Genomic DNA, 26079 nt, shown 5'->3' with positions numbered 1-26079 from the left:
AGGTGGGCGGTGGGGGAGAGCCAGGCCTTACTTCGTGAACGCCTTGGCCGCGGCGGCCTCGAGCTTGGCGGCCGTGCCCTTCGGGTCGGACGGGTCGCGCAGGAAGTCCTGCAGCAGCTTCCATTCGCCGGCGCCCTGGGTGCCGCCGAAGGCCGCGGGGGCCTGGTCGGACATGTCGAACCGGACGGAGTTCCCGGCGTCGGTCAGCGACTTGGCCGCGCCCCGGGTGATCTCGTCGTGGTACGCGCCGGCGGGCACGTTCTTGTTCGGCGAGATGTAGCCGCCGGCCTTGGCCCAGACGGCGGACGCGTCGGGCGTGGAGAGGTACTTCACCAGCTCCATCGCGGCCTTCTTGTTCTTGCCGGCCTTGAGGACCACCGCGGCGTCACCACCGCTGACGACCGGCGCCTTGCCGTCGTCGACCGTGGGGAACGGGAAGAACTTGGCGTCCGTGCCGACCTTCTTGTGGAGCTCGTCGGTGACCAGGGCGCTGACGAAGTCACCCTCGTAGACCATGGCCGCCTTCGGGTCGGGGCCGAAGACATTCTGGACGGACTCGGGGAAGTCGGTGCGCAGTGCGCCGGCGCCGCCGCCGGACACCAGGTTCTTGTCGCCGAACAGCTCGCCGAGCGTAGTGAGCGCCTTGACGACGGTGGGGTCGGTCCACTTGATCTTGTGGGCGGCGAGCTTGTCGTAGTTCTCCTGGCCCGCCTGGGAGAGGTAGACGTTCTCGAACCAGTCGGTGAGCGGCCAGCCGGCCTCGCCGGCGACGGAGAACGCCGGTACGCCCGAGTCGGAGAGCGTACGGCCGTTCTTCAGCAGGTCCTTGTACGTCTTCGCGGGCTGGACCCCGGCCTGGTCGAAGGCTTCCGGGCTGTACCAGACCGTCGACTTGTGGGACGCCTTGAAGTACAGGCCGTAGTAGGTGCCGCCGACCGTGCCGTAGTCCTTCCACACCTTCGCGAAGTTGGCCTTCGCGTTGGCGTTGATCTCCTTCGACAGGGGCGCGAGCCAGCCCTTCTCGGCGAACTGCTGGAGCACGCCGACCTGCGGGACCATCACCACGTCGGGGGCGTTGCCGCCTTCGATCTGGCTGCCGACGACGGTCGAGACGTTGTCGCCGGTGGAGGCGAAGGTGACCTTGGCGCCGGTCTTCTCGGAGAACGCGTCCAGGACCTTCTTGAAGTTCTGCTGCTCCACGCCGGTCCAGACGCCGGCGACGGTGATCGTCTGGCCGTTGAGCTCCTGGTTGCCGCCCCCGGCGGAGACTCCGCCGCCGCATGCGGTCGCGGTGAGCGCCAGGCCGGCCACGGCCGCGACGGATATGGCGATTCTGGTGTGTCGTGCGGTGTGTCTCATGGCGGAAATCCCTTCGGTGGGGCTTATCGGAGGTCGGTGCCGGGGTCGGCAGCGTGCATCCACCAGGCGGCGGTGGAGCCGGGGAGGGTCCCGGCGGGGCAGTCGCCGCTGGCGAGCAGGGGGCTGCCGGGTACGGGGGCCGGCACCGGTTCGGTGCCGAAGTTGACGGCGCAGACCAGGCCGTCGCCGCGGACGAAGGCGAGCACCTGCGGCGGGGTGTCCAGCCAGCGCAGGGCGCCCTCGCCGAGCTGCGGGAGGCTGCGGCGCAGATGCAGCCCCTCGCGGTAGAGGTGCCAGAACGACCGGGTGTCGGTCAGCGCGCGGTCCGTGGCGTGTTCGGCGAACCACTCGGGCTGCGGCAGCCAGGGCCGCGCCGCGTCCGTGCCCTGTGTGAAGCCGAACGGGGAGGCGTGCCCGGACCAGGGCAGCGGCACCCGGCAGCCGTCGCGGATGTGCTGCCGGCTGCCCGTGCGGTGGAAGATCGGGTCGGTGAGGACCTCGTCCGGCAGGTCGACGACCTCGGGCAGGCCCAGCTCCTCGCCCTGGTAGACGTACGCGGCGCCGGGCAGCGCCAGCATCAGCAGCGCGGCGGCGCGGGCGCGTGCCGGGCCCACCCCGCCGCCCTCGCCGTGCGGGCCGGACGCGTACCGGGTGACGGTCCTGACCTGGTCGTGGTTGTTGAGCACCCAGGTGACGGTGGAGCCGGTGGCCGCGATGTCGGTCAGCGCCTCGGAGATCACCTTGCGGAAGACGTCGACGTCCCAGCGGGCGGTCAGCAGGTGGAAGAAGAACGCCTGGTGCAGTTCGTCGGGCCGTACGTAGGCGGCCTGCTCGCTCGGTGTGCGTACGGAGACCTCGCCGACCAGCAGCCGGTCGTTGCCGTCGCGGGCCGTGTACTCCTCGCACAGCGCCCGCCAGTCGCGCCAGACCTGGTGGACCTCGGGCTGGTTCCAGGCCAGCGGGTTGACCGAGTCGCGGGTGCGCTCGTCGGCCGTCGGGTCGGGGGAGTCGGGGAGTTCGGGGTGCTTGTACAGGCCCGCGGCGACGTCGATGCGGAAGCCGTCGACGCCGCGGTCCAGCCAGAAGCGGAGCACCTTGTCGAAGTCGGCGGGGACCGCGGGGTTGCGCCAGTTCAGGTCGGGCTGCTCGGGCGTGAACATGTGGAGGTACCACTGGCCGTCGGTGCCGTCCGCCTCCTTGATCCGGGACCAGGCGGGGCCGCCGAACATGGCGCGCCAGTTGTTGGGCGGCAGTTCGCCGTTGTCGCCGCGTCCGTCGGCGAAGTGGAACAGCGCCCGGGACGGGCCGCCCGGTACGTCCTCCAGAGCGGCGCGGAACCAGGGGTGATCGCTGGAGCAGTGGTTGGGCACGATGTCGAGGAGGACCTTGAGGCCCAGTCGGTGTGCGTCGGCCACCAGGAGGTCGAATTCGGCGAGGTCGCCGTAGACGGGGTCGACGTTGCGGTAGTCCGCGACGTCGTAGCCGTGGTCGTGCTGCGGGGACGGGTAGAAGGGGCTGAGCCAGATGCCATCCACGCCGAGCTTGCGGAGGTAGGGCAGTCCGGTGCGGACGCCGGCCAGGTCGCCGATGCCGTCGCCGGTGCTGTCGAGGAAGCTGCGGACGTAGACCTGGTAGATGACCGCGTCCCGCCACCAGTGCTGTGCCGGTCGGGGCGGGATGGCCGAGGCCGGGCTGGAGGGGAGGGAGGTGGCGCTCGCGGCGCTGGCCGTGTGGCCGTCTCCTGCGGTGGCGATGTACATCTGCCGTGATCCCGTTCTTACCTGGGGCATGCCGTGCGGCCTGCGGGTCGCTGTTATGCATGCATGTTAAGTAGGCGTGTCTTTTGGGTGTCAACGAAAAGGCCGAAACTGGTTGCCAGATGCCCGAATTTGTATGGTATTGCGAAGCTGTTTGAGGCTCGGCTGTACTTAACAAGTAAGTAGTGCGCAGGGTGAAGTGATGTCGGTCGGCGCCGGTTGGTCAGCCGCGGCCGACGATGGCCCGGAGCTCTCGGGTGAGCCGGGCGACGGTCGCGTCGGTGCTCCGCCGGTGGGTGAGCGCGTCATGCATGACGGCCTGGATCGCCAGGCTCACCTGGTCGTACTGCGGGCTCTTGAGGCGCGGTCTGGCCGTCAGCAGGCTCTGCTTGAGCGTCGAGAGGTACGGGAACTGCCGCACCAGCCGCGGATCCGCGTACAGGTCCGCCCACACCGGCGGCAGGCCCCCCTTGGTGAGCACCTGCCGCTGGACCGACTTGCTCGTCAGGTAGGAGATCAGCTCGGCGGCCGACTTCTGGTGCCGCGAGTGCGCGTTGACCGCCAGGTTGGAGCCGCCGAGCGCGCTGGAACCCGGCCCGTCGGGGCCCGGTAGCGGCACCGCGCCGAACTTGCCCGCCACCTTCGAGGGGGGCGTGTTGGCGAGTTTGTAGGCGTACGGCCAATTCCGCAGGAACAGCAGCCGGCCGTCCTCGAAGGCCTTGCGGGACTCCTCCTCCTTGAAGGTCAGCGCCCGCTTGGGGATCCACCCCTCGCGCACTCCGTCGAGGAGGAACGACAGGCCGCGGCGCACCTCGGGGGAGTCCGCGGTGACGCGGGTGCCCTCGCCCGCGAGCAGCGAGCCGCCCGCCGACTGGACGGCCTCGCCGACGTTGGCGGTCAGTCCCTCGTACGGCAGGAGCTGGCCCGCGTAACCGTCCAGGCCGTACTTGGGCGCCACCGTCTTGGCCAGGTGCTCCAGCTCGGCCCAGGTGCGCGGCGGCCGTGCGCCCTCGCGGTCGAGGATGTCCTTGCGGTAGTAGAGAAGTCCGGCATTGGTGACATAAGGGACGGCGTAGAGCCGGCCACGGAAGGTCGCCGTGTCCACCACGGAAGGCAGGAAGCGGTTCAGTGGGAACCGTCGGCCGTCCACCGGGGTGATCCAGCCCGCGGCCGCGAACTCCGACGTCCACGCCACATCGATGTTCAGTACATCGAAGCGGTCACTGCCGGAACGCAGCTCGCTGACCAGCTGCGCGCGCACCTCGTCGGCCGCGTCCGGCAGCTCGACCAGGGTCACCTTCTCCCGGGGATGGCTGTCGTTCCAGCCGTCCAGGACACCGCGCAGATAGCCGGTGAGATCGCCGCCGGTCACCAGGGTGATCGGGCCCCTGCCGTCCGGGTCGGCGGTAGGCTGCGCGGTCTGTGTGCCGGCATGGCCGGCGAACAGCAGCGAGCAGACGAGCAGGAGTCGTCCCGCGGCACGCTTCCACCGCATGGCTCCTCCTCGTACAGGCGTCGACCTTGACACTGGCCCGACGGCCGACCCCTGTATACCTGTTAGGCATGCGGGATACTAGATGTCTCAGGAAGATACGACGGCGAACCGGGTCACACCCGGACGAGTTCAGTTAACCGACGGGTACCGCGGGGAGGGAGAGGGAGAGCGTGCGGCTGGCACTCCTGGCGCTGCTGACCAGCGGCCCCGCACACGGTTATGAACTCAAACAGGCCCTTGAGAACCTCCTGGGGGCGGCATACCCTCAGCCGAACGTCGGGCAGATCTACGTCACCCTCGGCAGGCTGGAGAAGGCGGGCCTGATCGAGGGAGAGGATGTCGAGCAGTCCGACCGCCCCAACAAGCGCATCTACCGGATCACCGCGGCGGGACGCGAGACGGTCGACGCATGGTTCGAGGAACCCACCGCCGAGCCGCGGGTACGGGACGAGTTCTTCATGAAGCTCGCGCTCGCTCCCCGCACCGGGACCGCGAACCCCATCGCCCTGATCAACAAGCAGCGCCGGCACTACCTCAACACCATGCGCGACCTGTCCAAGCTCGCCGCGGTCGAGGACCGGGACAACCGGGTCGCGCAGCTGCTGATCGAGGGCGCGATGCTGCATCTCCAGGCGGATCTGGACTGGCTGGAGCGTTGTCAGGAGGAGTTGGAATGAACCGGGACGAGCCGTCCGGGCCGATACTGCGGGCAGCCGGCCTGGTCAAGACGTACCGGCCGGAAGGCACCGCACCGGTCCACGCGGTGCGCGGTGTCGACCTCAGCGTCGAGCGCGGCGAATTCGTCGCGATCACGGGTCCCTCCGGCGCGGGCAAATCCACCCTGCTGCACCTCCTCGGCGGCCTCGACCGGCCCGACACCGGCTCCATCTGGCTCGACGGCCGCCAGGTCGACTCCTACAGCGAGGCCCGCTGGGCCACGCTGCGCCGCAGCCACATCGGCATCGTCTTCCAGTTCTTCAACCTGGTCTCCAACCTCAGCGTCGCCGACAATGTCGAGCTGCCCGCGCTGCTGGCCGGCCGCTCCCCCCGCAAAGCCCGCGCGGACCGCATCGAGCTGCTCGAAGAGCTCGGGCTGGCGGGCAAGGAGAACTTCACCCCGAGCGAGCTGTCCGGCGGTGAGCAACAGCGCGTCGCGCTGGCCCGCGCGCTGGTCAACGCCCCCAGCCTGCTGCTCGCCGACGAACCCGCCGGCAGCCTCGACAGCAAGGGCACCCGCGAGGTGCTGCGGCTGCTCACCCGTTTCCACCAGCGTGGCCAGACGATCCTGCTGGTCACCCATGACGCGCGGATGGCGAGCGCCGCCGACCGGGTGATCAGCTTCTTCGACGGCCAGGTGGCCGACGACGCGCACCTCGGTGGCGGCCGTACGCGCCCGGAGGCCGGTGTGACCGACGTCCTCAAGCTCAAGGGCTGACACCGTGCGAGCAGCGGCGCGCTGGACACACGCGCACCTCAGAGCGAACCGCGCCGCGGCGGTGCTCATCGTGCTGGCGACCGCCGGCATCACCATCTCCCTGCTGCTGGCGACCGCCCTCTTCGCGTACGCCACCGACCCCTGGCAGCGGGTCTTCACCCAGTCCTCCGGCGCCCACGTCTGGATCCACGCCCAGGCCGGCGCCCCGGCCACATCGCTGGCCGATCTCGACGAGGTACGCGCCGCCGCCGGCCCGTACCGTACGGTCCGCACCACCGCCAGCCTCCAACTCGGCGGCGCCAAGGCGACGTTGGAGCTGCGCGGCACGCCCAAGCGCCCGGAGACCGCCGCACCGCAGATCGCCGAGGGCCGCTGGCTCGACCCGCGCACCGACGCGGGCGCCGTCAACGGCATCGTGCTGGACGCCTCGGTCGCCCATGCCCTGTGGGCCGAGCCGGGGGACTCCATCGCCCTGAGCGGCTTCCCGGCGCCCCTGCGGGTGGTCGGCGTCGCGGACACCGCGGAGGCCGCCTTCCGCGCGGGCGAGACCCCTGGCGTGGCCTGGGTCCTCCCCAAGGCCCTCGCCGCCGCGCACGCCGGCCCCGACCAGCGCGGCCAGACCATCGGCCTGCAGCTGGGGGACCCGGAGGACACCGACTACGTCGTCCAGCGGGCGGTCACCCAACTCGGCGCCGACCAGATCACCGATGTCTCCACCTGGCGGCAGGCCAAAGCGGAGGCCGAGGGCGACAACCAGCTCCTCGGACGGCTGCTCGGCCTCTTCGGGCTCGGCGCGCTGATCGCCGCGGCCCTCGCGGTCGGCGGCGCCATCAGCACCCGGGTCCGCGGCCACCTACGGGACATCGCCATCCTCAAGGCCGTCGGATTCACCCCCGCCCAGGTGGTCCGGATGTTCCTCGCGCTGCATCTCGGCTTCGCGCTGCTGGGCGTCGCGGTCGGTGTGCTGCTGACCGAGACGCTCGGCACCGTCGTGCCAGGCCGGATCGGCGAGGCGATCACCCTGTGGCAGCGGCTCCCCGGGCACGCCTGGCTGCCCTTCGCCATCTCCGGCGGGGTGGTCGTCTTCATCGGCTCGGCGACCTGGCTGGCGGCCTGGCGGGCCGGGCGCGTACCGCCGGTGCCGGTCGCCCGCGCCGCCGTGGCGAGCGGCCGCCGGATGACCGGTACGACCCGGCGGGCGCTCGGGCTCAGGGTCCCGCCCGCCCTGGTCCTCGGCTGGCGGGGCGCCTTCCACCGGCCGCTGCGCGCGGTGGCGGCGGTGGGCCGGCTGGCCGTCCCGCTGCTGCTGATCACCATCGCGCTCGGCGCCTGGTCCACCCTGGACCGGTTCTCCGCCCATCCCGAGGCCGTCGGCCTGCCCGCCGCCCTCACCGCCCGCTCCGACAGCCTCGGCGAGCAGGAGCTGCGGCAGCGGCTCGCGGACCGCCCCGAGGTCACCGCCTATCCGGGAGCCGAGGTCCAGGCCCTGGTGCCGGGCCAGACCGGCACCATCACACTGCGCGGCCTCGGCACCGACGCACAGCCCTACCCCTTCTCCATCGTGGAGGGACGCGCCGCGCACGGCCCCGACGAGGCGATCGCCGGTCAGGGCCTGCTCGACCTCCTGGACGCCCACGTCGGCGACTGGGTACGGATGACCGTCGCCGGGCGGCCGCATGTCCTGCACATCGTCGGCCGCAGTATCGAGCCCGCCGACGCCGGCCGGGTCATCTCCACCGGCCTGGACACCCTGCGCGACGGCGACCCGGCATTGCAGACCGGCTTCTACCATCTCGTGCTCCGCCCGGGAGCCGACCCCGCAGAGGTCCGCGACGCCCTGACGCACGCCTCCGGCGGCCGTATCGAAGTGCGCGAGATCCCCAACCCCGCCGACCAGCTGTCGGCGGTCCGCGCGGTCAGCGCCGGCCTGATCTCCGTCCTCGTGCTCATCGGCCTGGCGGAATTGTCGACGACGGTCAGCGCGGGCGTACGCGACCGCGGCCGGGACCTCCTCGCGCTGAAGGCCGTCGGCCTGACGCCACGTCAGATCGCTGCGGTGATCGTCTCGGCCACCGTCTTCATCGCCCTGGCCGCGGTACTGACCGGCACATTGCTCGGCGTCGCCGCCGCCGACTGGCTCATCGACCTCCAGGGCCGCACCAGTGGCTGGGGCTCCGGCATCGCACAACCCCCGGGCACCGGCATCCTGCTCCTGGTCGGCGCGCTCGCGGTGCTGGTCGCGGCGGCGGTCGCGACCCTCCCGGCCGCCCGCGCGGCCCGGCGCAAGCTGGCGGATTCGGTGAGCGACGTGCTGTAGGGCTTGTCCGACGGGTCAGCGCATTTGGGTCAGGGCGACATGCCCAGGAGGCGGCTGACCACCGCCCCAGGGGTCGGATCCAGCTCAGCCGCGATCGGGCCATCTTGCACGGGGGCGCGGGCGCCGCCCTCCCCGGGACCCGAATTGCGATGGCCCATCAGCGGAAAGCCGTCGGCGGCGGCGGTACCCGCGCCGCCGAGCAGGGCGGCGGTGGTCAGGGCGACTGCGAAGAGCGTGGTACGGAGACGCATGAATCCTCCTGAAAGCTGAGTCGGTGGTCAGCCTCTGTCCTCCCCCTCACCCTCTGTCCTCCCCGTCACCGTCCTTTCGGCCTGGCGCGCACCCAAAGATCACCCCACTGGATCCCTGGATCCCTTGTCGGAAAGGCTGTAGCACGAGCACGCCCGGCTCACAGCGCGATGTCCGATTCCCGCCAGACACGCCCGCCCGAGACCCGCAGAGTTGTCCTTGAACAGATCGGGAGCACCACGCAGCGCGGCACGACCCGGCGCTGAACCTCAGGAAGGACCGGACCGATGACGGTCTACACGACAATCGACAGCCCGCTGGGTGAGCTGTTGCTGGTGGGCGAGAAGTCCGCCACCGCCGCCGGCGGCACCGCGCTCGCCTCGTTGTCCGTCCCCGGACAGAAGCGCGGCGTCACCGTGCAGGACGGCTGGACCGAGGATGCGGCGGCCTTCGCCGGCATCGCCGCCCAGCTCACCGCGTATTTCGAGGGCACCCGCACCCGCTTCGACATCGAGTACGTCACCGGTGGCTCCGACTTCCAGCGGCGGGTCTGGCAGGCCCTCGAAGCCATCCCGTACGGCAAGACCTGCACCTACGGCGAGATCGCCACGCGGATCGGCGCCCCGCGTGCCGCGGTCCGTGCCGTCGGCACCGCGATCGGGTCCAACCCGCTGCTCGTCGTACGGCCCTGCCACCGCGTGATCGGCGCCAATGGCGCGCTCACCGGCTACGCCGGCGGCCTGGAGCGCAAGCAGCGGCTGCTGCTGCTCGAAGGCGCCACCCAGGCGGCCTGAGACCCGACGGGACGACGACATGACCACCGACACCGCAGCCGCGCAGGCCGGACAGCACGTCGCCGCCGCCGACTGGGCCGCGCTGGCGGGAGAGCTGGACGCCTACGGGTGCGCGCTGACCCCGCAGCTGCTCACCCCCGGCGAGTGCCGCGACATCGCGGGCCTCTACGAGCGGCCCGAGCTGTTCCGGAACACCATCGACATGGCCCGGCACCGCTTCGGCTCCGGCCAGTACCGCTACTTCAGCCATGCTCTCCCCGAGCAGATCGCCGGACTGCGCGCCGCGTTCTATCCGCGGCTGCTGACCATCGCCCGCGACTGGGCCACCCGGCTCGGCCGTCCGGCGCCCTGGCCGGACAGCCTGGAGGAGTGGCTGGAGATGTGCCATGAGGCGGGCCAGAGCCGCTCGGCGCAGATCCTGCTGCGCTACGGGGCGGGCGACTGGAACGCCCTGCACCGCGACGTCTTCGGCGAGATGCTCTTCCCGCTCCAGGTCGTCATCGGCCTGGACGAGTACGGCACCGACTACACCGGCGGCGAGTTTTTGCTCGTCGAACAGCGGCCCCGTGCCCAGTCCCGGGGTACCAGCACCGTGCTGCGCCAGGGCCACGGCCTGATCTTCACCACCCGGGACCGCCCCGTCGCCGGCAAACGCGGCTGGTCCGCCGGCGCCATGCGGCACGGCGTGAGCACCGTCCGCTCGGGGCGGCGGCATGCGCTGGGGCTGGTCTTCCATGACGCCGCGTGACGCGTACGAGCCGGACCGGTCGCCCCTGATCGCCGCCGAGGAGCTGGCCCACTACGGCGAACTGCCGCCGCCCGCCCCGCACACACAGGCCGAACTCGCCGCCCTCATAGGGCTGTTGACCGCCGCGAAGCCACGCGTCGAGACCGTCGCGGTCGGCCACAGCCGCGACGCCGCCTCCCGCGCCGCCGCGGAAGCCTTCGCCGCCACCTGGCGGGCACGGGGCCACCGGACCCTCATGGTCGTCGACTGGCCCGAAACGGCCGCCTCCTGGCTGCGCCCGGCCCGACGGCTGACCGCCCAGACGCCGGACGCCTGGGTGGTGGCCGCGGCCCCGGTCGGCTGGGCCCAGATGAGCCGCCGCCTGCGCCACAGCACCGACTGGAACCCGGCCCGCACCCTGGCCTTCGCCTCGCTGCGCCACTCCGCCCTGCCGGCCCTCGCCGGCCCCGAGACCCTCCACGGTCTGCGCGGCGCGACCCCCGAGGGCGACATCTGGGAGGTGAACCGGCGGTGGGTCACGTCCCGCCCGGCTTGCCCCGGCTGACCTCCGTGCGCCGTCGCGCCACCGCCACCAGCACAAACGTGACGCTGATCAGCAGCGCCCAGGCGCCGAACTTCTCCGGGGAGACCGGCTGCCAGCCGTGGAGCTGGTACGGGTAGCGCCAGGCGCCCACGTAGGTGGCGATGTTCTCGGCCAGCCACAGGAAGAAGCCGATCAGGGTGAAGGAGAGCGCCAGCGGCATGCGGTAGCGCGCACCGCCGACGGTGAAGCGTACGGACGTCCCGGCGGTGACCGCGATCAGCAGTGCGGCGAGCGGCCAGCGCACATCGGGCAGCCAGTGGTGGGTGAAGAAGTTGAGGTAGATGGCCGCGGCCACCGCCCCTGTGGCGCGGGGGCGGTAGCGGATGAGTTCCAGGTCCATCAGCCGCCAGGCGCGACAGACGTAGCTGCCGACCGCGGCGTAGAGGAAGCCGCCGTACAGCGGTACGCCGGCGAACTTCAGGATCGCGGGCTCCGGGTAGCTCCAGGAGCCCAGGGAGACCTTGACGAGTTCGAAGGCGAGCCCGATCACGTGGCACACCGCGATGACCGCCGTATCGCGTCCGGACTCCCAGCCGCGCATGCGGAAAAGCAGGGTGAGCAGCACGCCGTAGACGAGCAGCAGGTCATATCTGGCCACCGGCAGCCGTGGCGCCAGCGCCGAGACCGCCACCCCGGAGAGCAGCGCGACGGCGAAGGCACAGCACCGGGACTGGAGCTTGGCGAACAGCAGGAGCTGCCGGGCGGGGACGACGATCGCGGCCATGGCCGGAAAGACGCGTTGGGTGGGGGTGGTGGTTGCCGGGGGTGAGCCACGTTACGGAGCCGGTGCGGCGGCACCCGTCGACGGAGGCTGCCGGCGTCAGCCGATCGGCACCGACGCGGGAGCCCTCCGCTCCATGGGGCCCGACCAGTTGCGGCGCGGCGGGCGGCCGACGAACTTGCCGAAGATCAGCGCCGCCGCGGTGGCCGCGAGCACGCCCGGCACCATCTCGTAGACGCCGGACTGCAGCGGTCCGAGGAGCGGGTCGATGTGCTTCCACATGACGACGGTGATCGCCCCGGTCACGATGCCGGCCATCGCCCCGGCCCGGGTCATACGGGGCCAGTAGAGGGACAGCAGGATCACGGGGCCGAAGGCGGCGCCGAAGCCGGCCCAGGCGTAGGCGACGATGTCCAGGACGGCGCCGCCGCTGAGGGCGATGACATAGGCCACCAGCGCGACGGCGACGACCGTGGCGCGGGCCGCGAGGACCATCGCCGCGTCCGAGGCCTGCCGCTTGACGAACGCCCGGTAGAAGTCCTCGGTGAGGGCCATCGCCGACACCAGCAGCTGGCTGTCCGCGGTGGACTTGATGGCGGCCAGTACGGCGACGAGCAGGAGGCCTGCGACCCAGGGGTTGACCAGCTGGGCGGAGAGCGCGATGAAGACGGTCTCCGGGTTTTCCAGTGGCTGGTCGAGTGCGGCGATGCCCACCAGTCCGACGAGCGAGGCACCCGCCAGGCAGACGACCACCCAGCTGACGCCGATGCGGCGGGCCCGGGGGATCTCCTGTGTGCTGCGGATGCTCATGAAGCGCACCAGGATGTGCGGCTGGCCGAAGTAGCCCAGGCCCCAGGCGAGCAGGGAGATCACCGCGACCGCGCTCAGCGGTTCGCCGGCCGACCACCGGGTGCCGTCGAAGCCGGCCTTGGCGCCCATGTCCAGCAGGGACGCGCTCTGGTCGGCGAGTGCGCCGTGCAGCGCGCCGAAGCCGCCCAGCGTGGTGATGGCGATCGCCGGGAGGGCCACCGCCGCGCAGAACATCACCGTGGCCTGCACGGAGTGCGTCAGACTCACCGCGCGGAAGCCGCCGAGGACGGTGTAGACGACGATGACCACGGCGAAGACGGTGACCGCGAACTCGAAGCCGCCGCCGAAGATCCCGTCGAACAGCACACCGCCGGCGATGAGGCCGCTGGCGACGTAGACGGTGAAGAACACGACGATGACGGTCGCCGAGAGCACCCGCAGCAGCCGGCTGGTGTCCTCGAACCGCTCCTCCAGATAGGACGAGAGGGTTTTGGCGTCGCCGGCCAGTTCGGTGTACGTGCGCAGCCTCGGTGCCACCAGGCGCCAGTTGAGATAGGTGCCGACGGCCAGGCCGACGGCGATCCAGGTGGCGCCGATCCCGGCCGCGTACACGGCGCCGGGCAGTCCTAGGAACAGCCAGCCGGACATGTCACTGGCGCCCGCGGAGAGCGCCGCCACCGGGGCGCTCAGCCGGCGCCCGCCGAGGGCGAAGTCGGAGAACGTCAGGGTGTCCTGGTAGGTCCAGAAACCCACCGCCACCATGGCGAGGAGAAATATCCCGAATGTGATCATGACCGGTACGATCAGGAGTGTCACCACTGCTCCCTCGGTGCAGGCATTGCCGAGTGTTCCAGGCCCCTGGGGGGTGATCTCATGAGGAGATCCCGAGGCGGGAAAGGCCTCGGCGCGAGCAGACAATACGGAGATGCCAGCAGAGGCGTCACCCCTTTTGGCGAATATCCCCGGCGGTCATTTCACCGGCGTTGCACATGCGTAACGGGCCCTCAGGCGAATGGCGGCTTTCGTTGAGCCGCTCGGGTCGACCTTGCGTGGACTAGACCTCTGGAGTTATCCACAGGCCTGGTTCGGGTGTTCGGCGCCGCGTAACGTGACGGCATGAAGATCCTGATCTCCGCGGACATGGAGGGTGCGACGGGCGTGACCTGGCCCGCCGATGTGCTGCCCGGCACGGCGCAGTGGGAGCGCTGCCGACGCATGTTCACCTCCGACGTCAACGCGGCGATCGCCGGGTTCTTCGACGGTGGGGCCGACGAGGTGCTCGTCAACGAAGCGCACTGGTCGATGCGCAATCTGCTGCTGGAAGAACTTGACGAGCGCGCCCAGCTGCTCACCGGACGGCACAAGTCGCTGAGCATGGTCGAGGGCGTGCAACACGGCGACGTCGACGGCATCGCCTTCGTCGGGTACCACACGGGCGCGGGCACCGAAGGCGTCCTCGCGCACACCTATCTCGCCAACTCCCTCACCGGTGTGTGGGTCGACGGGACCCGCGCCAGCGAGGGATATCTCAACTCCCTCGTGGTCGCCGAATTCGGCGTGCCGGTGGTGCTGGTCACCGGCGACGATCTGACCTGCGAGGACGCTCTGGGGTATGCGCCCGAGGCGCCCAAGGCCGCGGTCAAGGACTATGTGTCGCGGTACGCCGCGGTGTGCCGGCCGCCGGCCCGTACGGCGGCCGACATCCGGGCGGCGGCCCGTGAGGGGGCGGCCTTGGCGGTGCGTCATGAGCCCGCACGGCGCGGGCCGTTCCGGGTCGAGACGGAGTTCGACGCCGAGCATTTGGCGGGTGCGGCGACCGTCGTTCCCGGCGTGGAGCGCAGCGGAGAGCGTCGCGTCGCGTATACCAGTCAGAACATGTACGAAGCCATCCGGTGCTTCAAGGCGGTCACCACCGTCGTCTCGTCCGCCGTGGAGGAAGAATATGGCTGACCACACCGGGCCCGTCGATCAGCAGGCCCTCGACGAAGTTGTCCGGTTCACCTCCGACCTGATCCGCATCGACACCACCAACACCGGCGACGGCGAATGCCGGGAGCGCCCCGCCGCCGAGTACGCCGCCGAGCGGCTGGCCGAGGCCGGTATCGAACCGACCCTGCTGGAGCGGCGCGCCGGCCGGACGAATGTCGTCGCCCGTATCGAGGGCACCGACCCGACGGCCGACGGCCTGCTGGTGCACGGCCATTTGGACGTGGTGCCGGCCGAGCCCGCCGACTGGAGCGTGCACCCGTTCTCCGGGGAGGTCCGGGACGGCGTGGTCTGGGGCCGCGGCGCCATCGACATGAAGAACATGGACGCGATGATGCTCGCCGCCGTCCGCCTGTGGGCGCGCGCGGGTGTCCGGCCGCGGCGGGACGTCGTGCTGGCCTTCACCGCCGACGAGGAGGCCAGCGCCGAGGACGGCGCGGCATTCCTCGCGGACCACCACGCCGACCTCTTCGAGGGCTGTACGGAAGGCATCAGCGAGTCCGGGGCCTTCACCTTCCACGCCGGTGGCGGCATGCAGCTCTATCCGATCGGGGCGGGGGAGCGCGGCACGGCCTGGCTCAAGCTGACCGCCCATGGCCGGGCCGGACACGGCTCGAAGGTCAACCGCGACAACGCCGTCAGCCGGCTCGCCGCGGCCGTCGCCCGGATCGGCGAGCACGAATGGCCGGTCCGGCTCACCCCGACCGTCCGGGCCGCGCTCCGCGAACTCGCCGCGCTGCACGGCATCGACGTCGATGTGGAGGATCCCGGCCTCGACGTCGACACCCTGCTGACCAAGCTCGGCCCGTCCGCCAAGCTCGTCGAGCCGACGGTCCGCAACAGCGCCAACCCGACGATGCTGGAGGCCGGTTACAAGATCAATGTGATCCCCGGCAGCGCCGTCGCCTATGTGGACGGCCGGGTCGTCCCCGGTGGCGAGGCCGAGTTCCGTACCACCATGGACGCGCTCACCGGGCCCGATGTGGCCTGGGACTACCACCACGGCGAGGTCGCGCTCCAGGCTCCCCTCGACTCCCCGACGTATGCCGCGATGCGGGCCGCGCTCGAGACCTTCGCCCCCGAGGGCCATGTCGTCCCGTTCTGCATGTCGGGCGGCACGGACGCCAAGCAGTTCTCCCGGCTGGGCATCGCCGGCTATGGCTTCTCCCCGCTCAAACTTCCGCAGGGCTTCGACTACCAGGCCCTCTTCCATGGCGTGGACGAACGTGTTCCCGTCGAGGCACTGCACTTCGGCGTCCGGGTACTCGACCGATTTCTGCGCACGGCATAGGGCACGCCTCCGGGGTGCCCGGCAGAGGAGGCTTCCAGCATGGTGACCACGGCCCCGTACGGAACCTGGCCTTCGCCGGTGGACGCCCGGACGGTGGCCGCCCATGACGGCCGTCCGGCCTTTGTCGGCGTGGTGGGCGACGAGGTCTGGTGGACGGAGCCGAGGCCCGCCGAGGGCGGCCGCCGCGCGCTGATACGCAGACGGCCGGACGGCGCCGAGGAGTCGGTGCTGCCGGCGCCCTGGAACGTCCGCAGCCGAGTGCTGGAGTACGGCGGCCAGCCATGGGCCGGCACGGTCACCGAGCGCGGACCGCTGGTCGTCTTCAGCCACTTCGCCGACCAGCGGCTGTACGCCTACGAGCCGGACCGCGACGCCGAGCCCCGCCCGCTCACCCCGCTCTCGCCCGTCGGCGGCGGCCTGCGCTGGGTCGACCCGGTGGTACTGCCGGACCGGGGCGAGGTGTGGTGCGTCCTGGAGGAGTTCACCGGCGAGCGGCCCACGGACGTACGCCGGGTGATCGCAGCCGTCCCGCTGGACGGCTCCGCCGCCGAACAGCGCGGCACAGTACGGGAGTTGAGCGACGACCGGCACCGCTTCGTGACCGGCCCTCGGCTCTCCCCGGACGGCCGGCGCGCGGCCTGGATCGCCTGGGACCACCCGCGGATGCCCTGGGACGGCACGCTGGTGATGCTCGCCGACATCGCCGAGGGGGAGGCCGCCGGCGAGTTCCGGGACATCCGGCCGCTGATCGGCGACCTCGGCCCCGACGTCCCGGGGGGCGGCGATCTCGGTCCGGACGCCCCTGGTGAGGCCGTCGCACAGATCGAATGGGCCGCCGACGGCTCGCTGCTGTTCGTCTCCGACCTCGGCGGCTGGTGGGAGCCGCAGCGCATCGACCCCGACACGGCCGACGACGGTGTGGTGGCGAGCCGTGGCCTGTGCCCCGCCCGTGAGGAGGAGTTCGCCGGACCGCTCTGGACCGTCGGCCAGCGCTGGTTCCTCCCGCTGGAGAACGGCACCATCGCGGTCCTCCACGGCCGCGGCGCCCAGAGCCTGGGCATCCTCGACCCGGTCACCGGCGAGCTGGTCGATACCGCAGGACCCTGGACCGAATGGGCGCCCACCCTCGCCGTGCAGGGCAGCCGCGTCATCGGCATCGCCGCGGGGCCGCACAGCGGGTACGAGATCGTCGAGCTGGACACCTGCACCGGCCGCGCCCGGGTGATCGCCGCCCGCCACACCGACGTCGTGGACCCCGCCTACCACCCCAGGTCACGCCAGCGCACCTTCACCGGGCCCGACGGCCGCGACATCCACGCGCACATCCACCCGCCGCACCACCCCGACCACACCGCCCCCGACGGCGAGCTGCCGCCCTTCGTGGTGTGGGCACACGGCGGCCCCACCGGCCGTGCCCCGCTGGTCCTCGACCTGGAGATCGCCTACTTCACCTCCCGCGGCATCGGCGTCGCCGAGGTCAACTACGGCGGCTCGACGGGCTACGGCCGGGCGTACCGCGAGCGGCTGCGCGGCCAGTGGGGCGTCGTGGACGTCGAGGACTGCGCGGCCGTAGCCCGCGCGCTGGTCGACGAGGGCAGCGCCGACGGCGCCCGGCTCGCCATCCGCGGCGGCAGCGCCGGCGGCTGGACCACCGCCGCCTCGCTCGCCGCCACCGACCTCTACGCCTGCGGCACCATCAGCTATCCGATCCTGGACCTGGCCGGCTGGGCGACCGGCGAGACCCATGACTTCGAGTCGCACTACCTGGAGTCGCTGATCGGCCCGCTCGCCGAGGTCCCGGACCGCTACCGGGAACGCTCGCCGCTGCACCGCGCGGACCGTATCGCCGCGCCGTTCCTGCTGCTCCAGGGCCTGGACGACGTGGTCTGCCCGCCCGCGCAGTGCGAGCGGTTCCTCGCCGAGGTCGCGGGCCGCGGCATACCGCACGCCTATCTGCCGTTCCCCGGCGAGGGCCATGGCTTCCGCCGCGAGGAGACCATGGTGCGCGCCATGGAGGCCGAACTCTCCCTCTACGTCCAGACCTTCGGCATCGCCCGCGACGACATCCCGCCGCTGGAGCTGGGGACGTGACGGGCCCGGCGCCGTGTGCGCCCGAGCCGATGATGCGGGCCGCGGCCTGACGTTCCGCCAGGCGAGCCCATATAGCCCCCATCACCCGGAAGTACGCGCTGAACTGACGTACTGACAGTGATCCGTGTCAGGATCGTTGACATCCTGTTACCTGTGTCACAGCATGAGGCGCCGTTACCGACTGGTTTGGTGCGACGTGTCCTTGTGGAGGTCTTCGTGCCCAGCGTGTCCCGAGCCGTGTCCCGCCCCGTACTTCGCGCCTCTCTCACCCTGCTGGCCGCCACCGCGCTCGCCGCGCCCCTCGCCCTGGCCGCCCCCGCGGCCTCGGACGCCGCCGACCCGTACTCCGTCACCGCGCTGAAGGTCACCGTGCGGGCCGGCGACGGCGACTGCACCGTCGACGCGGACCTCTACCGCCCGTCCGGCGCCGGCGCCGCGCATCCGGCGCCCGCCGTGCTGACCACCAACGGCTTCGGCGGCAACAAGTCGGACGGTGCGACCGCCGCCAGCGCCAAGGCGCTCGCCACCCGCGGCTATGTCGTGCTGGCCTACTCGGGACTCGGCTTCGGCAAGTCCGGCTGCCAGATCTCCCTCGACGATCCCGCCATCGACGGGATGGCGGCCAGTCAGCTGCTCGACTTCCTGGCCGGCACCCGTACGGCCGACGACGGCACCCGCGTGGACTACGTCGTCAAGGACGGCCGGGGCGACCCTCGGGTCGGCATGATCGGCGGGTCGTACGGCGGGGCGATCCAGATGGCGACCGCGGCCGTCGACCACCGGGTGGACGCGCTGGTCCCGCTCATCACCTGGAACGACCTCGCCTACTCCCTCGACCCCAACAACACCGGTCCCCGGCGGGGCGTGAGCTCCTTGTTCCCCGGCGCGTACAAGTACCAGTGGACCAACGGGTTCTTTCTGCTCGGCGAGGCGCAGGGGCTGGTCAAGCCGCGGCTGAGCAGCTCGCGGGCCATCAGCTCGGGCTGTCTGCACTTCGTCGAGGGCGCCTGCAAGACCAAGCGGCTGCTGGACTCCAAGAAGTATCCGGTCGACGAGACCGCGGAGATGGTCAGCTACGCGCGGAGCGTCTCCCCGGTCTCGTATCTGAGGGGGGTCGAGGCGCCGACGCTGCTCATCCAGGGCCAGGCCGACACCCTGTTCAACCTCAACGAGGCCGTGGCCACCTACCGGACCCTCGCCGGGCAGGGCACCGAGACCAAGATGATCTGGCAGTCCTGGGGCCACAGCGGCGGGATGAAGAACCCCGCCAAGGGCGAACTCAACCTCGCCCAGGGGAATCTCGACACCAGCTACGTGGGGCGGCGGATCCTCTCCTGGTTCGACCGCTATCTGCACCACCGGCCCACCAGCACCGGGCCGGCCTTCGCGTACTACCGGGACTGGGTGAGCGACGGACCGGCCTACGGCACCTCGTCCGGCTTCCCGGTCGGCGACAGTCAGCGGCTCTATCTCTCCGGCGACGGCAAGCTCGTCGACAACCGCGCCAAGGTGGCGAGCGGCAGCCGCGGCTACCGCAACCTGCAGGTGCCGAGCAGCCACTCGGAGAGCTCGCTGGCGGCGCTGCTCGGCCTGCCCGACCGCGCTCCGTATGACACCAAGGGCACCTATCTGGACTGGACGTCCCGGCCGGTGGCGGGCGCTCCGGTGGATGTGGTGGGCGCGCCCGAGGTGACGCTGAAGGTCGATTCGCCGAAGACCGAGCAGGTGCAGAACTCCGCCGACGCGGCCGACAAGCTGGTGCTCTTCGCCAAGCTGTACGACGTCGCGCCGGACGGTACGAAGACGTTGGTGCACCGGTTGGTGGCCCCGGCCCGGGTGCCCGATGTGACCCGGAGGTTCACCGTGGACCTTCCGGGCATCGTGCACCGTTTCGAGCCGGGGCACCGACTGCGCTTCGTCATCGCCGCGAGCGACTCCGCCTACGCGGGCAATCGCGGCGAGAAGCCGGTGACGGTCACCAGCACGCCCGGGGACACAGGTGTCCTCGAACTTCCCGTCACCCAAGGGGAATTGCGGTAGCGGATGAGGTGGATGCCGTAGGGATAAGTCTTAGGGCGGTACGTGTCGTGCGCGAGACGGCCGCCGGGGCTTTCACCGTCCGTCGGGCTTCGTCGTCGCGTCTTCCGTGTCGTGCCGCGAGCCGGGCGTCAGCCGCCCGTGCGGGGTGAGGTCATTCGTCGTCGATGGAGAGGGCGCCGACGGGGCAGGCGCGGACGGCTTCGCGCACCATGGGGTCGCCCCCGCCGTCCTCGCTGCCGGGCAGCACCTCGCTGAAGCCGTCGTCGTCCTGGGTGAACACCGACGGCGCGGTCAGGGCGCACTGGCCGGAGCCGATACAGACATCCTGGTCGATGGTGATCCGCATCCCGGACCCCTTTCTCTCGTCCGCCTCCGTCGCAGCTACCAGGACAGAGGCAATTCGATCATGCCTTGCAAAGTGTCACCCGGCTTGAACGGAATCTCGGCAGCCGGCACGGCGAGTCGCAGATCCGGGATCCTGGTGAAGAGCGAGCGCAGCGCGATCTCCATTTCCGCGCGGGCGAGGTTCTGGCCCAGGCACTGGTGAATGCCGTAACCGAACGCCACGTGATGGCGGGCGGAGCGGCTGAAGTCCAGTTCGTCCGGCGACGCGTATGCGCTGTCGTCCCGGTTGATCACGGACGTGGGGAACACCACCCCGTCGTCGGCCCGGATGATCCGGCCGCCGATCTCGATGTCCTCCGTGGCGACCCGCAGCATGCCGTCGGCGATGGACAGGAACCGCAGCAGCTCCTCGACCGCGGCCGGCATCAGGTTCTCGTCGGCGCGCAGTTTTGCCAGCTGCTCCGGGTGCTCCAGGAGTGCGAAGGTGCCCAGGGAGATCATGTTGGCCGTGGTCTCGTGCCCGGCGACCAGGAGGATCAGGGCGAGGCCGACCAGTTCGTCGTGTTTCAGCGAACCGGCCCGCAGCCGGTCCTCGATCAGCTCGTCCAGCAGCCCTTCGCCCGGGTTCTTCTCCTTCTGGGCGATCAGTTCGCCGAGGTAGTCCTCCAGTTGGACGCGTGCGTCCTCGCTCTCCTCGGCCGTTTCGCTGCGCAGCGCCCGGCGGGACTGCTCCTCGAAGAACTCGTGGTCGGAGTAGGGCACGCCGAGCAGCGAGCAGATCACCATCGACGGGACGGGCAGCGCGAACGCGGAGACCAGCTCCGCCGGCGGGCCCTGTTCCAGCATCCCGTCGATGAGGTCGTCGACGATCCGCTGGATCTCCGGCCGCATCGCGGCGATCCGTTTCAGGGTGAAACTGGGGATCAGCATCCGTCGCTGGGTGTTGTGCTCCGGGTCGTCCACGCCGATGAGCGGAGTCTTGGTCCGTTGGACGGACGCGAAGCGCGCGACGGGTATGGGGAACGCCGGGTTGCGCCGGTCGGAGGAGAGCCGCTGGTCGGCGAGGAGCTCCCGCGCCTCGGCGTGGCCGGTCACCGCCCATACCGACCGGCCGTCATAGAAGGTGACCTGCGCCAGCGGACCGGCCTCGCGCAGTGGCCGGTAGCTGGTCGGTGGGTGGTAGGGACAGGTGCGGTCCTGGGGGAAGGAAACTGCTTCGGTCACGTACTGCCTCCCATGCCTGGGACTTGAGGTGCTCGTGTTGTCAGATGTCAACGACGAGGCGCGTCGTGTTAACGCGCTGATGTCCACTTCATGCCCGGCGCCCTGGGGGCGTCTACGCGCAGTTCGGCCAACTTGCGCTGTTTTCCGGCGAGTTCGCCCGCTCAACCCCCTTCCGACGGCTCCGTAGCGGCAAGTCAGATGTGGGAGTGCCGCTGCCCGTTGCCTGCCGTCACTCCCGCCCCAGCATGGTGTCGATCACCGAGTCGAGGTACCGCTCGTGTGTGGCGCCGGTGGGCAGGGTGCGCGGGACGGCGTGGCTGAGCTGGGTGTGTCCGAGGAAGGCGGAGTACGCGAGCAGCCCGCGGCGCTCCGCCTCGGCCTGCGGAAAGCCCAACTCCGTGAACAGCGCGGTGATATAGCCGATACGGCGTTCGGTCACCCGGGCGAGCACGGCCGCCACGCCCGGATGGGCGGCGGTCGCCAGCAGTGTCAGTTCCAGGGGGTCGTCCGCGGCCGAGTCGGTGGCCCGGTGCAGCAGCTTGCGCAGCCGCTTCGCCGGGTCGGGCTCCGCCTCCACCTCGACGATCACGGCCTCCGTGCCGATCTCCTCCCAGCGCTCCAGGGCGGCCTGGATCAGCGCCTCCCGGTTGGTGAAGTGCCAGTAGAAGCTGCCCTTCGTGGTGCCCAGTCGGGCGGCCAGGGGCTCGACGGCCAGCGCCGCCAGGCCGCCGCCCTCGCTCATGGCCGCCAGGGCGGCGTCGGCCCAGTCCTGGGCGGTCAGGCGCCGCCGTGTGCCGCTGCCGCGGGATTCCTTCGCCTGCTGTCGCACCATGACCATACGGTACCGTACGGTCAAACATACGCTACCGTATGGAGGTGTGCCCGATGGGTATGGTCCGCGACGTCCACACCCGCACCATCCCGGCCTCGGCCGACATCGTCGGAGCCCTGATCGACCGGCTCGGCGACGACGACGATCCGCTCTTCCCGACCCCCGCCTGGGCGCCGATGCGCTTCGACCGTCCGCTCGGCGTCGGCGCCGACGGCGGGCACGGACCCGTCCGCTACCGCGTCGGCGCCCATGAACCCGGCCGCCACCTCCGCTTCGACTTCACCGACGGCCAGACCGGCTTCCACTCGATCACCGTCGTGCCGCTCGGCCCGGACAGCTGCCGGATCGAACACGTCCTGGAAAGCGGACTCCGCGGCATGGAACGGCTCTTGTGGCACTTGGCGATCCGCGCCGTGCACGCCACCGTCGTCGAGGAGGTCTTCGACAACGTCGAACGGGTCGTCACCGGCCGGGTACGCGAACCGGTCCGCTGGTCACCGCGCGTCCGTCTGTTCAACCGCCTGGAGTGGAGCCGCGCCAAGGGCATCGCCCTCCCCGCCGAGGCCCGGCTGGCCCGCCGCGCCTTCCCGCGTACCGACTTCGAGGACGCCTGGCAGCTGGATCTGCGGCCGGGCATGCCGGCGGACCCGGCCGCCTGGCAGGGCGTGCTGCGCGGTGCGTCATTCCCCGTCGTCGGCCGCGAGGACGGCGAGATCCTGCTCGGCGAGGACGCCGGTCATCTCGACTTCCGTGCCTCCCTCCTCGTCGCGGACGGCCGGGTCACGCTCGGCACGGTCGTCCGTTTCCACCACGCGGGCGGCCGCCTGTACTGGGCCTTCGTACGACGTGTGCACCCCTTCATGGCCCGCCTGATGCTGCGCCGGACCCACCGCAGACTGGCGCTCGCCGCACCGAGCGCGGGTGAGCGCGAACGGGACAGGCTGCGGGGGGCGGCGGACGAGGCCCGGAGGTAACCCGACGCGCGCCGCCCGCCCGGGGCAAAAGGCCTGGCCAGACCTCGCACCCCTTCGTACCATCTGCCGATGACGTCCAATGATCGCTACCTCGCACACGGCCCCCGGGTGGGCATCCGGCCCTTCACCGCCGCCGACCGGGACGAATTCACGGAGCTGGCGCGGGAGAGCGCGGCGCTGCACCGCCCCTGGCTCTTCCCGCCCGCCACCGACGAGGCGTACGACAACTACTTCCACAAGCTCCAGGAACCGGCGCGTGAGGGGTTCTTGGTCTGCGAGCTCGACACCGGACGGATCGCGGGCTTTTTCACCATCAACAACATCGTGCACGGCGGCTTCCGGTGTGGTGCGGTCGGCTACGGAGCCTTCGCGCACGCCGCCGGGCGCGGGCTGATGAGCGAGGGGCTGCGGCTCGTCGTGCACCATGCCTTCGACGTGCTGGGACTGCACCGGCTGGAGGTCAACATCCAGCCGGCCAACGAGCAGTCCATCGCCCTGGTCAAGCGCGGCGGATTCCGGCTGGAGGGATTCTCGCCCGACTTCCTCTTCATCGACGGTGCCTGGCGCGACCACGAGCGCTGGGCGATCACCAGCGAAATGGTGTCCGGGAAGACGGTTTCGGAGTAACCGGATCGCCGGCGTGGTTCCCTTTCCCGTATGGACATCGTCTTCCGCCGTACCGTGCCGGTCTTCCGGATCTTCGACGTGGCCAAGGCCCATGAGTTCTACGTCGGCTACCTCGGCTGCACCGTCGACTGGGAGCACCGCTTCGAGCCCGGTATGCCGCTCTACACCCAGGTCTCGCGCGGCGACCTGGTGCTCCACCTGTCGGAGCACCACGGCGACGCGACCCCCGGCTCAACCCTCTACACGGAGCTGACCGGGGTCCGCGAGCTGCACGCCGAGCTGGCCGCCAAGGACTACCCCTCTCTGCGGCCCGGCCTGGAGCACGACGAGATCGGCACCTGCCTCACCCTCACCGACCCTTTCGGCAACCAGCTGCGATTCAACGAGCCGGGACCCGCCGCGTAGCTGCCTCTCCTACGTCGACTTCCGGTAGGCGCGGAATGCCCGTGTGGCCAGGAGGCCCATCACAAGGACGACCGCGGTGAGGAGTCCCAGACGGGTCCCGACCGTGCCCCGGTCGGTGTGGGCGAGCATCGCCTGCCGCGCCGCGACGACCGCCCATTCCACGGGGTTGTACCCGGCGACGTCACCCACCCAGCTCGGCGCGAGGTGAAGGTCCATCACGGCAGAACTCAGGAACATCAGCGGCAGCGTGGTGAACTGGGAAATCGCGATCAGCGTCGCCTGCTGACGGGTCAGCAGGGCAACGCCGTTGGACAGTGCCGAGAAGGCGAGGGCCAGCAGCACGGCGGCGAGGACCGTGATGCCGACGCCGGCCACGCCGCCGGGGAAGCGGGCGCCGGCGATCAGCGCGATGCCCACGATGACCAGGCTTTGGACGACTGTCTGGATCGCCTGGTAGGCCATGGTCGCGCACATCATGGCGCCTCGGCTGGCAGGGGAGGTCAGCAGCCGGTCCATCACGTCGCGGTCGATGTCCTGCAGATAGGTCGTCCCTGCCCACGCGCTCGCGAACAGCGCGGTCATCATCACCACACCCGGTGTGAGGAACTGCAGAAATCCGCCGCTGCCGGGCGTGAATCCGGGCAGGTTCACGACCGAGCGGAAGAGCTGCCCGAACAACAGCAGCCAGATCACCGGCTGCACGAGCCCGATGACGAGGAAGGTGGGCATCCGCCACAGTGTGCGCAGCAGGCGGCCGGTGAGGAACGCGGAGTGCGTGATCACGGTCAGCGGACGGGTGCCGACGGGTTCCATCTGTGTGGTGGTCACTTCGCAGCCTCCAGGCCCTTCGGGTCCTCGTCGCCGGCGGTCTCAAGGCTGTGGCCGGTGTGCCGGAGGTAGACGTCGTCGAGCGAAGGACGGGCGAGCGTCGCCGACGTCACGCCGATTCCGGCGTCTTCAAGTGCGCCGAGCACGGGAGGCAATGCCCGAGCACCGTCGTCGGTGCGGCCACGGACCGTGCAACCGTCCATGGTGATCTCGCGTAGTTCCGGCACCCGTTGCAGCACCGCGCGTGCTCTGCCGTCGGCCTCGGCCAGCTCGACCTGCACCGCGTCGCCGCGCAGCTCGCTCTTGAGCTCCTCCGGGGTGCCCTCGGCGACCACGGTGCCGTGGTCGACGATCGCGAGCCGGTCGGCGAGGTGGTCGGCCTCGTCGAGGTAGTGCGTGGTGAGCAGCACCGTCATCTGCTCGTCAGTGGCCATCCCGGCGATCTCGTGCCACATCTCGCTCCGGGCCTGGGGGTCGAGGCCTGTCGTCGGCTCGTCGAGGAAGAGCACCTGAGGGCGGTGCATCAGCCCGAGCGCGACGTCCAGCTTGCGCGCCATGCCACCCGAGTACGTGCTGACCGGCCGGTTCGCGGCGTCGGCCAGACCGAACCTGTCGATGAGCTCACCCGCCCGCGCCTTGGCGTCACGGCGGGACATCCCGTGGATGCGGCCCGCGAGCAGCAGGTTCTCGGTCGCGGTTCCCATTGGGTCCGTGCCGGGCTTCTGGGCCACGAACCCGATCGCCTGGCGCACCCGATCCGGCTTCGCCGCAACGTCGATGCCGGCGACGCGCGCCGATCCCGAGTCGGCGACCGACAGCGTGGAGAGAATCTTCACCGTGGTGGACTTGCCTGCCCCGTTCGGGCCGAGCAGCCCGAAGACGGTCCCCTTCGCAGCGCGGAAGCTCAGCCCCTGCAACGCTGTGACCGGGGGTTTGTTCCTGCCTGCCGAGTAGGTCTTGACCAGATCAACGGCCTCCAGAGCCATTGCTGATCGCCAAACCGCAACCATCGCCGCACACCCTTGTCAGAATCTGGTGTGACTCCCACCTTCCTGGTGTCACCGGACACAAGGAGGCTGAATGGCGAGGGCGGAACCCTACGGTGAGATGTCGCGGGCGACGTTAACAAGGGCGCGCGAGTCGCTGCAAGCGAAATCTCCGCCGGGAA

The 26079-nt window shown here is 70.8% G+C and carries 24 protein-coding genes; 13 read left to right on the top strand and 11 right to left on the bottom strand.

From position 1 onward, the window contains the following. Positions 1–27 precede the first annotated feature (27 nt). The 3 genes from FCH28_RS15120 to FCH28_RS15110 all read right to left on the bottom strand — a co-directional run bounded on the left by FCH28_RS15120 (position 28) and on the right by FCH28_RS15110 (position 4611). Positions 28–1359, bottom strand: a complete 1332-nt coding sequence (locus tag FCH28_RS15120) for an ABC transporter substrate-binding protein (protein ID WP_136740378.1) — start codon at positions 1357–1359, stop codon at positions 28–30. A 23-nt stretch (positions 1360–1382) separates the two neighbouring features. Beyond that, positions 1383–3119: a glycoside hydrolase family 13 protein gene (locus FCH28_RS15115; RefSeq protein ID WP_136740377.1), complete on the bottom strand. Its 1737-nt coding sequence runs from the start codon at positions 3117–3119 to the stop codon at positions 1383–1385. Between the two features lie 220 nt (positions 3120–3339). Beyond that, a complete protein-coding gene (locus tag FCH28_RS15110) occupies positions 3340–4611 on the bottom strand; it encodes an ABC transporter substrate-binding protein (RefSeq protein ID WP_136740376.1) in 1272 nt (423 codons plus the stop codon). A gap of 170 nt (positions 4612–4781) precedes the next feature. On the opposite strand from FCH28_RS15110, the gene FCH28_RS15105 reads away from it, so the two are divergent. Genes FCH28_RS15105 through FCH28_RS15095 form a run of 3 tightly spaced genes read left to right on the top strand, consistent with a single transcriptional unit; the run spans position 4782 to position 8363 of the window. Continuing rightward, positions 4782–5288 carry a PadR family transcriptional regulator gene (locus FCH28_RS15105; protein ID WP_136740375.1) on the top strand — a complete coding sequence of 169 codons (507 nt, stop codon included), beginning with the start codon at positions 4782–4784 and terminating at the stop codon, positions 5286–5288. Continuing rightward, entirely contained in the window at positions 5285–6046 is a 762-nt protein-coding gene (locus FCH28_RS15100) for an ABC transporter ATP-binding protein (RefSeq protein ID WP_136740374.1), read from the top strand. The genes FCH28_RS15105 and FCH28_RS15100 overlap by 4 nt, the downstream gene beginning before the upstream one ends. A gap of 4 nt (positions 6047–6050) precedes the next feature. Then, positions 6051–8363, top strand: coding sequence for an FtsX-like permease family protein (locus FCH28_RS15095; protein ID WP_136740373.1), 2313 nt, complete (start codon positions 6051–6053; stop codon positions 8361–8363). 29 nt (positions 8364–8392) lie between these two features. Here the strand turns inward: FCH28_RS15095 and FCH28_RS15090 are convergent, their stop codons facing one another. Then, positions 8393–8614: a hypothetical protein gene (locus FCH28_RS15090; protein WP_136740372.1), complete on the bottom strand. Its 222-nt coding sequence runs from the start codon at positions 8612–8614 to the stop codon at positions 8393–8395. Between the two features lie 285 nt (positions 8615–8899). On the opposite strand from FCH28_RS15090, the gene FCH28_RS15085 reads away from it, so the two are divergent. Genes FCH28_RS15085 through FCH28_RS15075 form a run of 3 tightly spaced genes read left to right on the top strand, consistent with a single transcriptional unit; the run spans position 8900 to position 10698 of the window. Next, on the top strand, positions 8900–9406 hold the full coding sequence (locus FCH28_RS15085; protein WP_136740371.1) for a methylated-DNA--[protein]-cysteine S-methyltransferase: 507 nt from the start codon (positions 8900–8902) through the stop codon (positions 9404–9406). A gap of 19 nt (positions 9407–9425) precedes the next feature. Continuing rightward, a complete protein-coding gene (locus tag FCH28_RS15080; RefSeq protein ID WP_136740370.1) occupies positions 9426–10154 on the top strand; it encodes a 2OG-Fe(II) oxygenase in 729 nt (242 codons plus the stop codon). After that, positions 10141–10698, top strand: a complete 558-nt coding sequence (locus FCH28_RS15075; RefSeq protein WP_136740369.1) for a hypothetical protein — start codon at positions 10141–10143, stop codon at positions 10696–10698. The genes FCH28_RS15080 and FCH28_RS15075 overlap by 14 nt, the downstream gene beginning before the upstream one ends. On the opposite strand, the gene FCH28_RS15070 is transcribed toward FCH28_RS15075, so the two are convergent. Continuing rightward, positions 10670–11461 carry a DUF817 domain-containing protein gene (locus tag FCH28_RS15070; protein WP_136740368.1) on the bottom strand — a complete coding sequence of 264 codons (792 nt, stop codon included), beginning with the start codon at positions 11459–11461 and terminating at the stop codon, positions 10670–10672. The genes FCH28_RS15075 and FCH28_RS15070 overlap by 29 nt on opposite strands. Before the next feature lie 96 nt (positions 11462–11557). After that, positions 11558–13084, bottom strand: coding sequence for a sodium/proline symporter PutP (gene putP, locus FCH28_RS15065; RefSeq protein WP_136740367.1), 1527 nt, complete (start codon positions 13082–13084; stop codon positions 11558–11560). A gap of 300 nt (positions 13085–13384) precedes the next feature. Between putP and FCH28_RS15060 the strand changes: the two genes are divergently transcribed. From FCH28_RS15060 to FCH28_RS15045, 4 genes are all read left to right on the top strand, one after another. Beyond that, on the top strand, positions 13385–14218 hold the full coding sequence (locus FCH28_RS15060) for a M55 family metallopeptidase (protein ID WP_136740366.1): 834 nt from the start codon (positions 13385–13387) through the stop codon (positions 14216–14218). Further along, positions 14211–15545, top strand: a complete 1335-nt coding sequence (locus FCH28_RS15055) for a M20/M25/M40 family metallo-hydrolase (RefSeq protein WP_136740365.1) — start codon at positions 14211–14213, stop codon at positions 15543–15545. Before FCH28_RS15060 ends, FCH28_RS15055 begins: the two co-directional genes overlap by 8 nt. 39 nt (positions 15546–15584) lie before the next feature. After that, on the top strand, positions 15585–17636 hold the full coding sequence (locus FCH28_RS15050; RefSeq protein WP_136740364.1) for a S9 family peptidase: 2052 nt from the start codon (positions 15585–15587) through the stop codon (positions 17634–17636). Between the two features lie 204 nt (positions 17637–17840). Further along, on the top strand, positions 17841–19676 hold the full coding sequence (locus tag FCH28_RS15045) for a CocE/NonD family hydrolase (RefSeq protein WP_136740691.1): 1836 nt from the start codon (positions 17841–17843) through the stop codon (positions 19674–19676). A 151-nt stretch (positions 19677–19827) separates the two neighbouring features. Here the strand turns inward: FCH28_RS15045 and FCH28_RS15040 are convergent, their stop codons facing one another. From FCH28_RS15040 to FCH28_RS15030, 3 genes are all read right to left on the bottom strand, one after another. Continuing rightward, positions 19828–20022 (bottom strand): ferredoxin, encoded by a 195-nt coding sequence (locus FCH28_RS15040; RefSeq protein WP_136740363.1) that lies wholly within the window; start codon positions 20020–20022, stop codon positions 19828–19830. A gap of 35 nt (positions 20023–20057) precedes the next feature. Continuing rightward, positions 20058–21245: a cytochrome P450 gene (locus FCH28_RS15035; protein WP_136740362.1), complete on the bottom strand. Its 1188-nt coding sequence runs from the start codon at positions 21243–21245 to the stop codon at positions 20058–20060. A 229-nt stretch (positions 21246–21474) separates the two neighbouring features. After that, entirely contained in the window at positions 21475–22083 is a 609-nt protein-coding gene (locus tag FCH28_RS15030) for a TetR/AcrR family transcriptional regulator (protein WP_136740361.1), read from the bottom strand. A 47-nt stretch (positions 22084–22130) separates the two neighbouring features. Between FCH28_RS15030 and FCH28_RS15025 the strand changes: the two genes are divergently transcribed. From FCH28_RS15025 to FCH28_RS15015, 3 genes are all read left to right on the top strand, one after another. Beyond that, positions 22131–23051 carry a DUF2867 domain-containing protein gene (locus tag FCH28_RS15025; RefSeq protein WP_136740360.1) on the top strand — a complete coding sequence of 307 codons (921 nt, stop codon included), beginning with the start codon at positions 22131–22133 and terminating at the stop codon, positions 23049–23051. A 69-nt stretch (positions 23052–23120) separates the two neighbouring features. Continuing rightward, the gene (locus FCH28_RS15020; protein WP_136740359.1) at positions 23121–23678 is read left to right on the top strand and encodes a GNAT family N-acetyltransferase; all 558 of its coding nucleotides are present in this window, start codon (positions 23121–23123) and stop codon (positions 23676–23678) included. A gap of 30 nt (positions 23679–23708) precedes the next feature. Further along, a complete protein-coding gene (locus FCH28_RS15015) occupies positions 23709–24083 on the top strand; it encodes a glyoxalase superfamily protein (RefSeq protein ID WP_136740358.1) in 375 nt (124 codons plus the stop codon). A gap of 9 nt (positions 24084–24092) precedes the next feature. Here FCH28_RS15015 and FCH28_RS15010 read toward each other — a convergent pair whose 3' ends face one another. Both FCH28_RS15010 and FCH28_RS15005 read right to left on the bottom strand, forming a co-directional pair. After that, positions 24093–24911, bottom strand: a complete 819-nt coding sequence (locus FCH28_RS15010) for an ABC transporter permease (protein WP_222852426.1) — start codon at positions 24909–24911, stop codon at positions 24093–24095. Next, positions 24908–25897 (bottom strand): ATP-binding cassette domain-containing protein, encoded by a 990-nt coding sequence (locus FCH28_RS15005; RefSeq protein WP_246102863.1) that lies wholly within the window; start codon positions 25895–25897, stop codon positions 24908–24910. The genes FCH28_RS15010 and FCH28_RS15005 overlap by 4 nt, the downstream gene beginning before the upstream one ends. Between the last annotated feature and the right edge of the window lie 182 nt (positions 25898–26079).

This window comes from Streptomyces piniterrae, assembly GCF_005048155.1.
Classification (GTDB): Bacteria; Actinomycetota; Actinomycetes; order Streptomycetales; family Streptomycetaceae; genus Streptomyces; species Streptomyces piniterrae.
Note: the sequence above shows the minus strand (reverse complement) of the source record. Positions and strands in the feature narration are given on the sequence as shown.

Coding starts and splice junctions, on each gene's coding strand:
- FCH28_RS15120 (WP_136740378.1), bottom strand. CDS start 1,359: ATGAGACACACCGCACGACACACCAGAATCGCCATATCCGTCGCGGCC.
- FCH28_RS15115 (WP_136740377.1), bottom strand. CDS start 3,119: ATGTACATCGCCACCGCAGGAGACGGCCACACGGCCAGCGCCGCGAGC.
- FCH28_RS15110 (WP_136740376.1), bottom strand. CDS start 4,611: ATGCGGTGGAAGCGTGCCGCGGGACGACTCCTGCTCGTCTGCTCGCTG.
- FCH28_RS15100 (WP_136740374.1), top strand. CDS start 5,285: ATGAACCGGGACGAGCCGTCCGGGCCGATACTGCGGGCAGCCGGCCTG.
- FCH28_RS15090 (WP_136740372.1), bottom strand. CDS start 8,614: ATGCGTCTCCGTACCACGCTCTTCGCAGTCGCCCTGACCACCGCCGCC.
- FCH28_RS15085 (WP_136740371.1), top strand. CDS start 8,900: ATGACGGTCTACACGACAATCGACAGCCCGCTGGGTGAGCTGTTGCTG.
- FCH28_RS15080 (WP_136740370.1), top strand. CDS start 9,426: ATGACCACCGACACCGCAGCCGCGCAGGCCGGACAGCACGTCGCCGCC.
- FCH28_RS15075 (WP_136740369.1), top strand. CDS start 10,141: ATGACGCCGCGTGACGCGTACGAGCCGGACCGGTCGCCCCTGATCGCC.
- FCH28_RS15070 (WP_136740368.1), bottom strand. CDS start 11,461: ATGGCCGCGATCGTCGTCCCCGCCCGGCAGCTCCTGCTGTTCGCCAAG.
- FCH28_RS15060 (WP_136740366.1), top strand. CDS start 13,385: ATGAAGATCCTGATCTCCGCGGACATGGAGGGTGCGACGGGCGTGACC.
- FCH28_RS15055 (WP_136740365.1), top strand. CDS start 14,211: ATGGCTGACCACACCGGGCCCGTCGATCAGCAGGCCCTCGACGAAGTT.
- FCH28_RS15050 (WP_136740364.1), top strand. CDS start 15,585: ATGGTGACCACGGCCCCGTACGGAACCTGGCCTTCGCCGGTGGACGCC.
- FCH28_RS15040 (WP_136740363.1), bottom strand. CDS start 20,022: ATGCGGATCACCATCGACCAGGATGTCTGTATCGGCTCCGGCCAGTGC.
- FCH28_RS15030 (WP_136740361.1), bottom strand. CDS start 22,083: ATGGTCATGGTGCGACAGCAGGCGAAGGAATCCCGCGGCAGCGGCACA.
- FCH28_RS15025 (WP_136740360.1), top strand. CDS start 22,131: ATGGGTATGGTCCGCGACGTCCACACCCGCACCATCCCGGCCTCGGCC.
- FCH28_RS15020 (WP_136740359.1), top strand. CDS start 23,121: ATGACGTCCAATGATCGCTACCTCGCACACGGCCCCCGGGTGGGCATC.
- FCH28_RS15015 (WP_136740358.1), top strand. CDS start 23,709: ATGGACATCGTCTTCCGCCGTACCGTGCCGGTCTTCCGGATCTTCGAC.
- FCH28_RS15005 (WP_246102863.1), bottom strand. CDS start 25,897: ATGGCTCTGGAGGCCGTTGATCTGGTCAAGACCTACTCGGCAGGCAGG.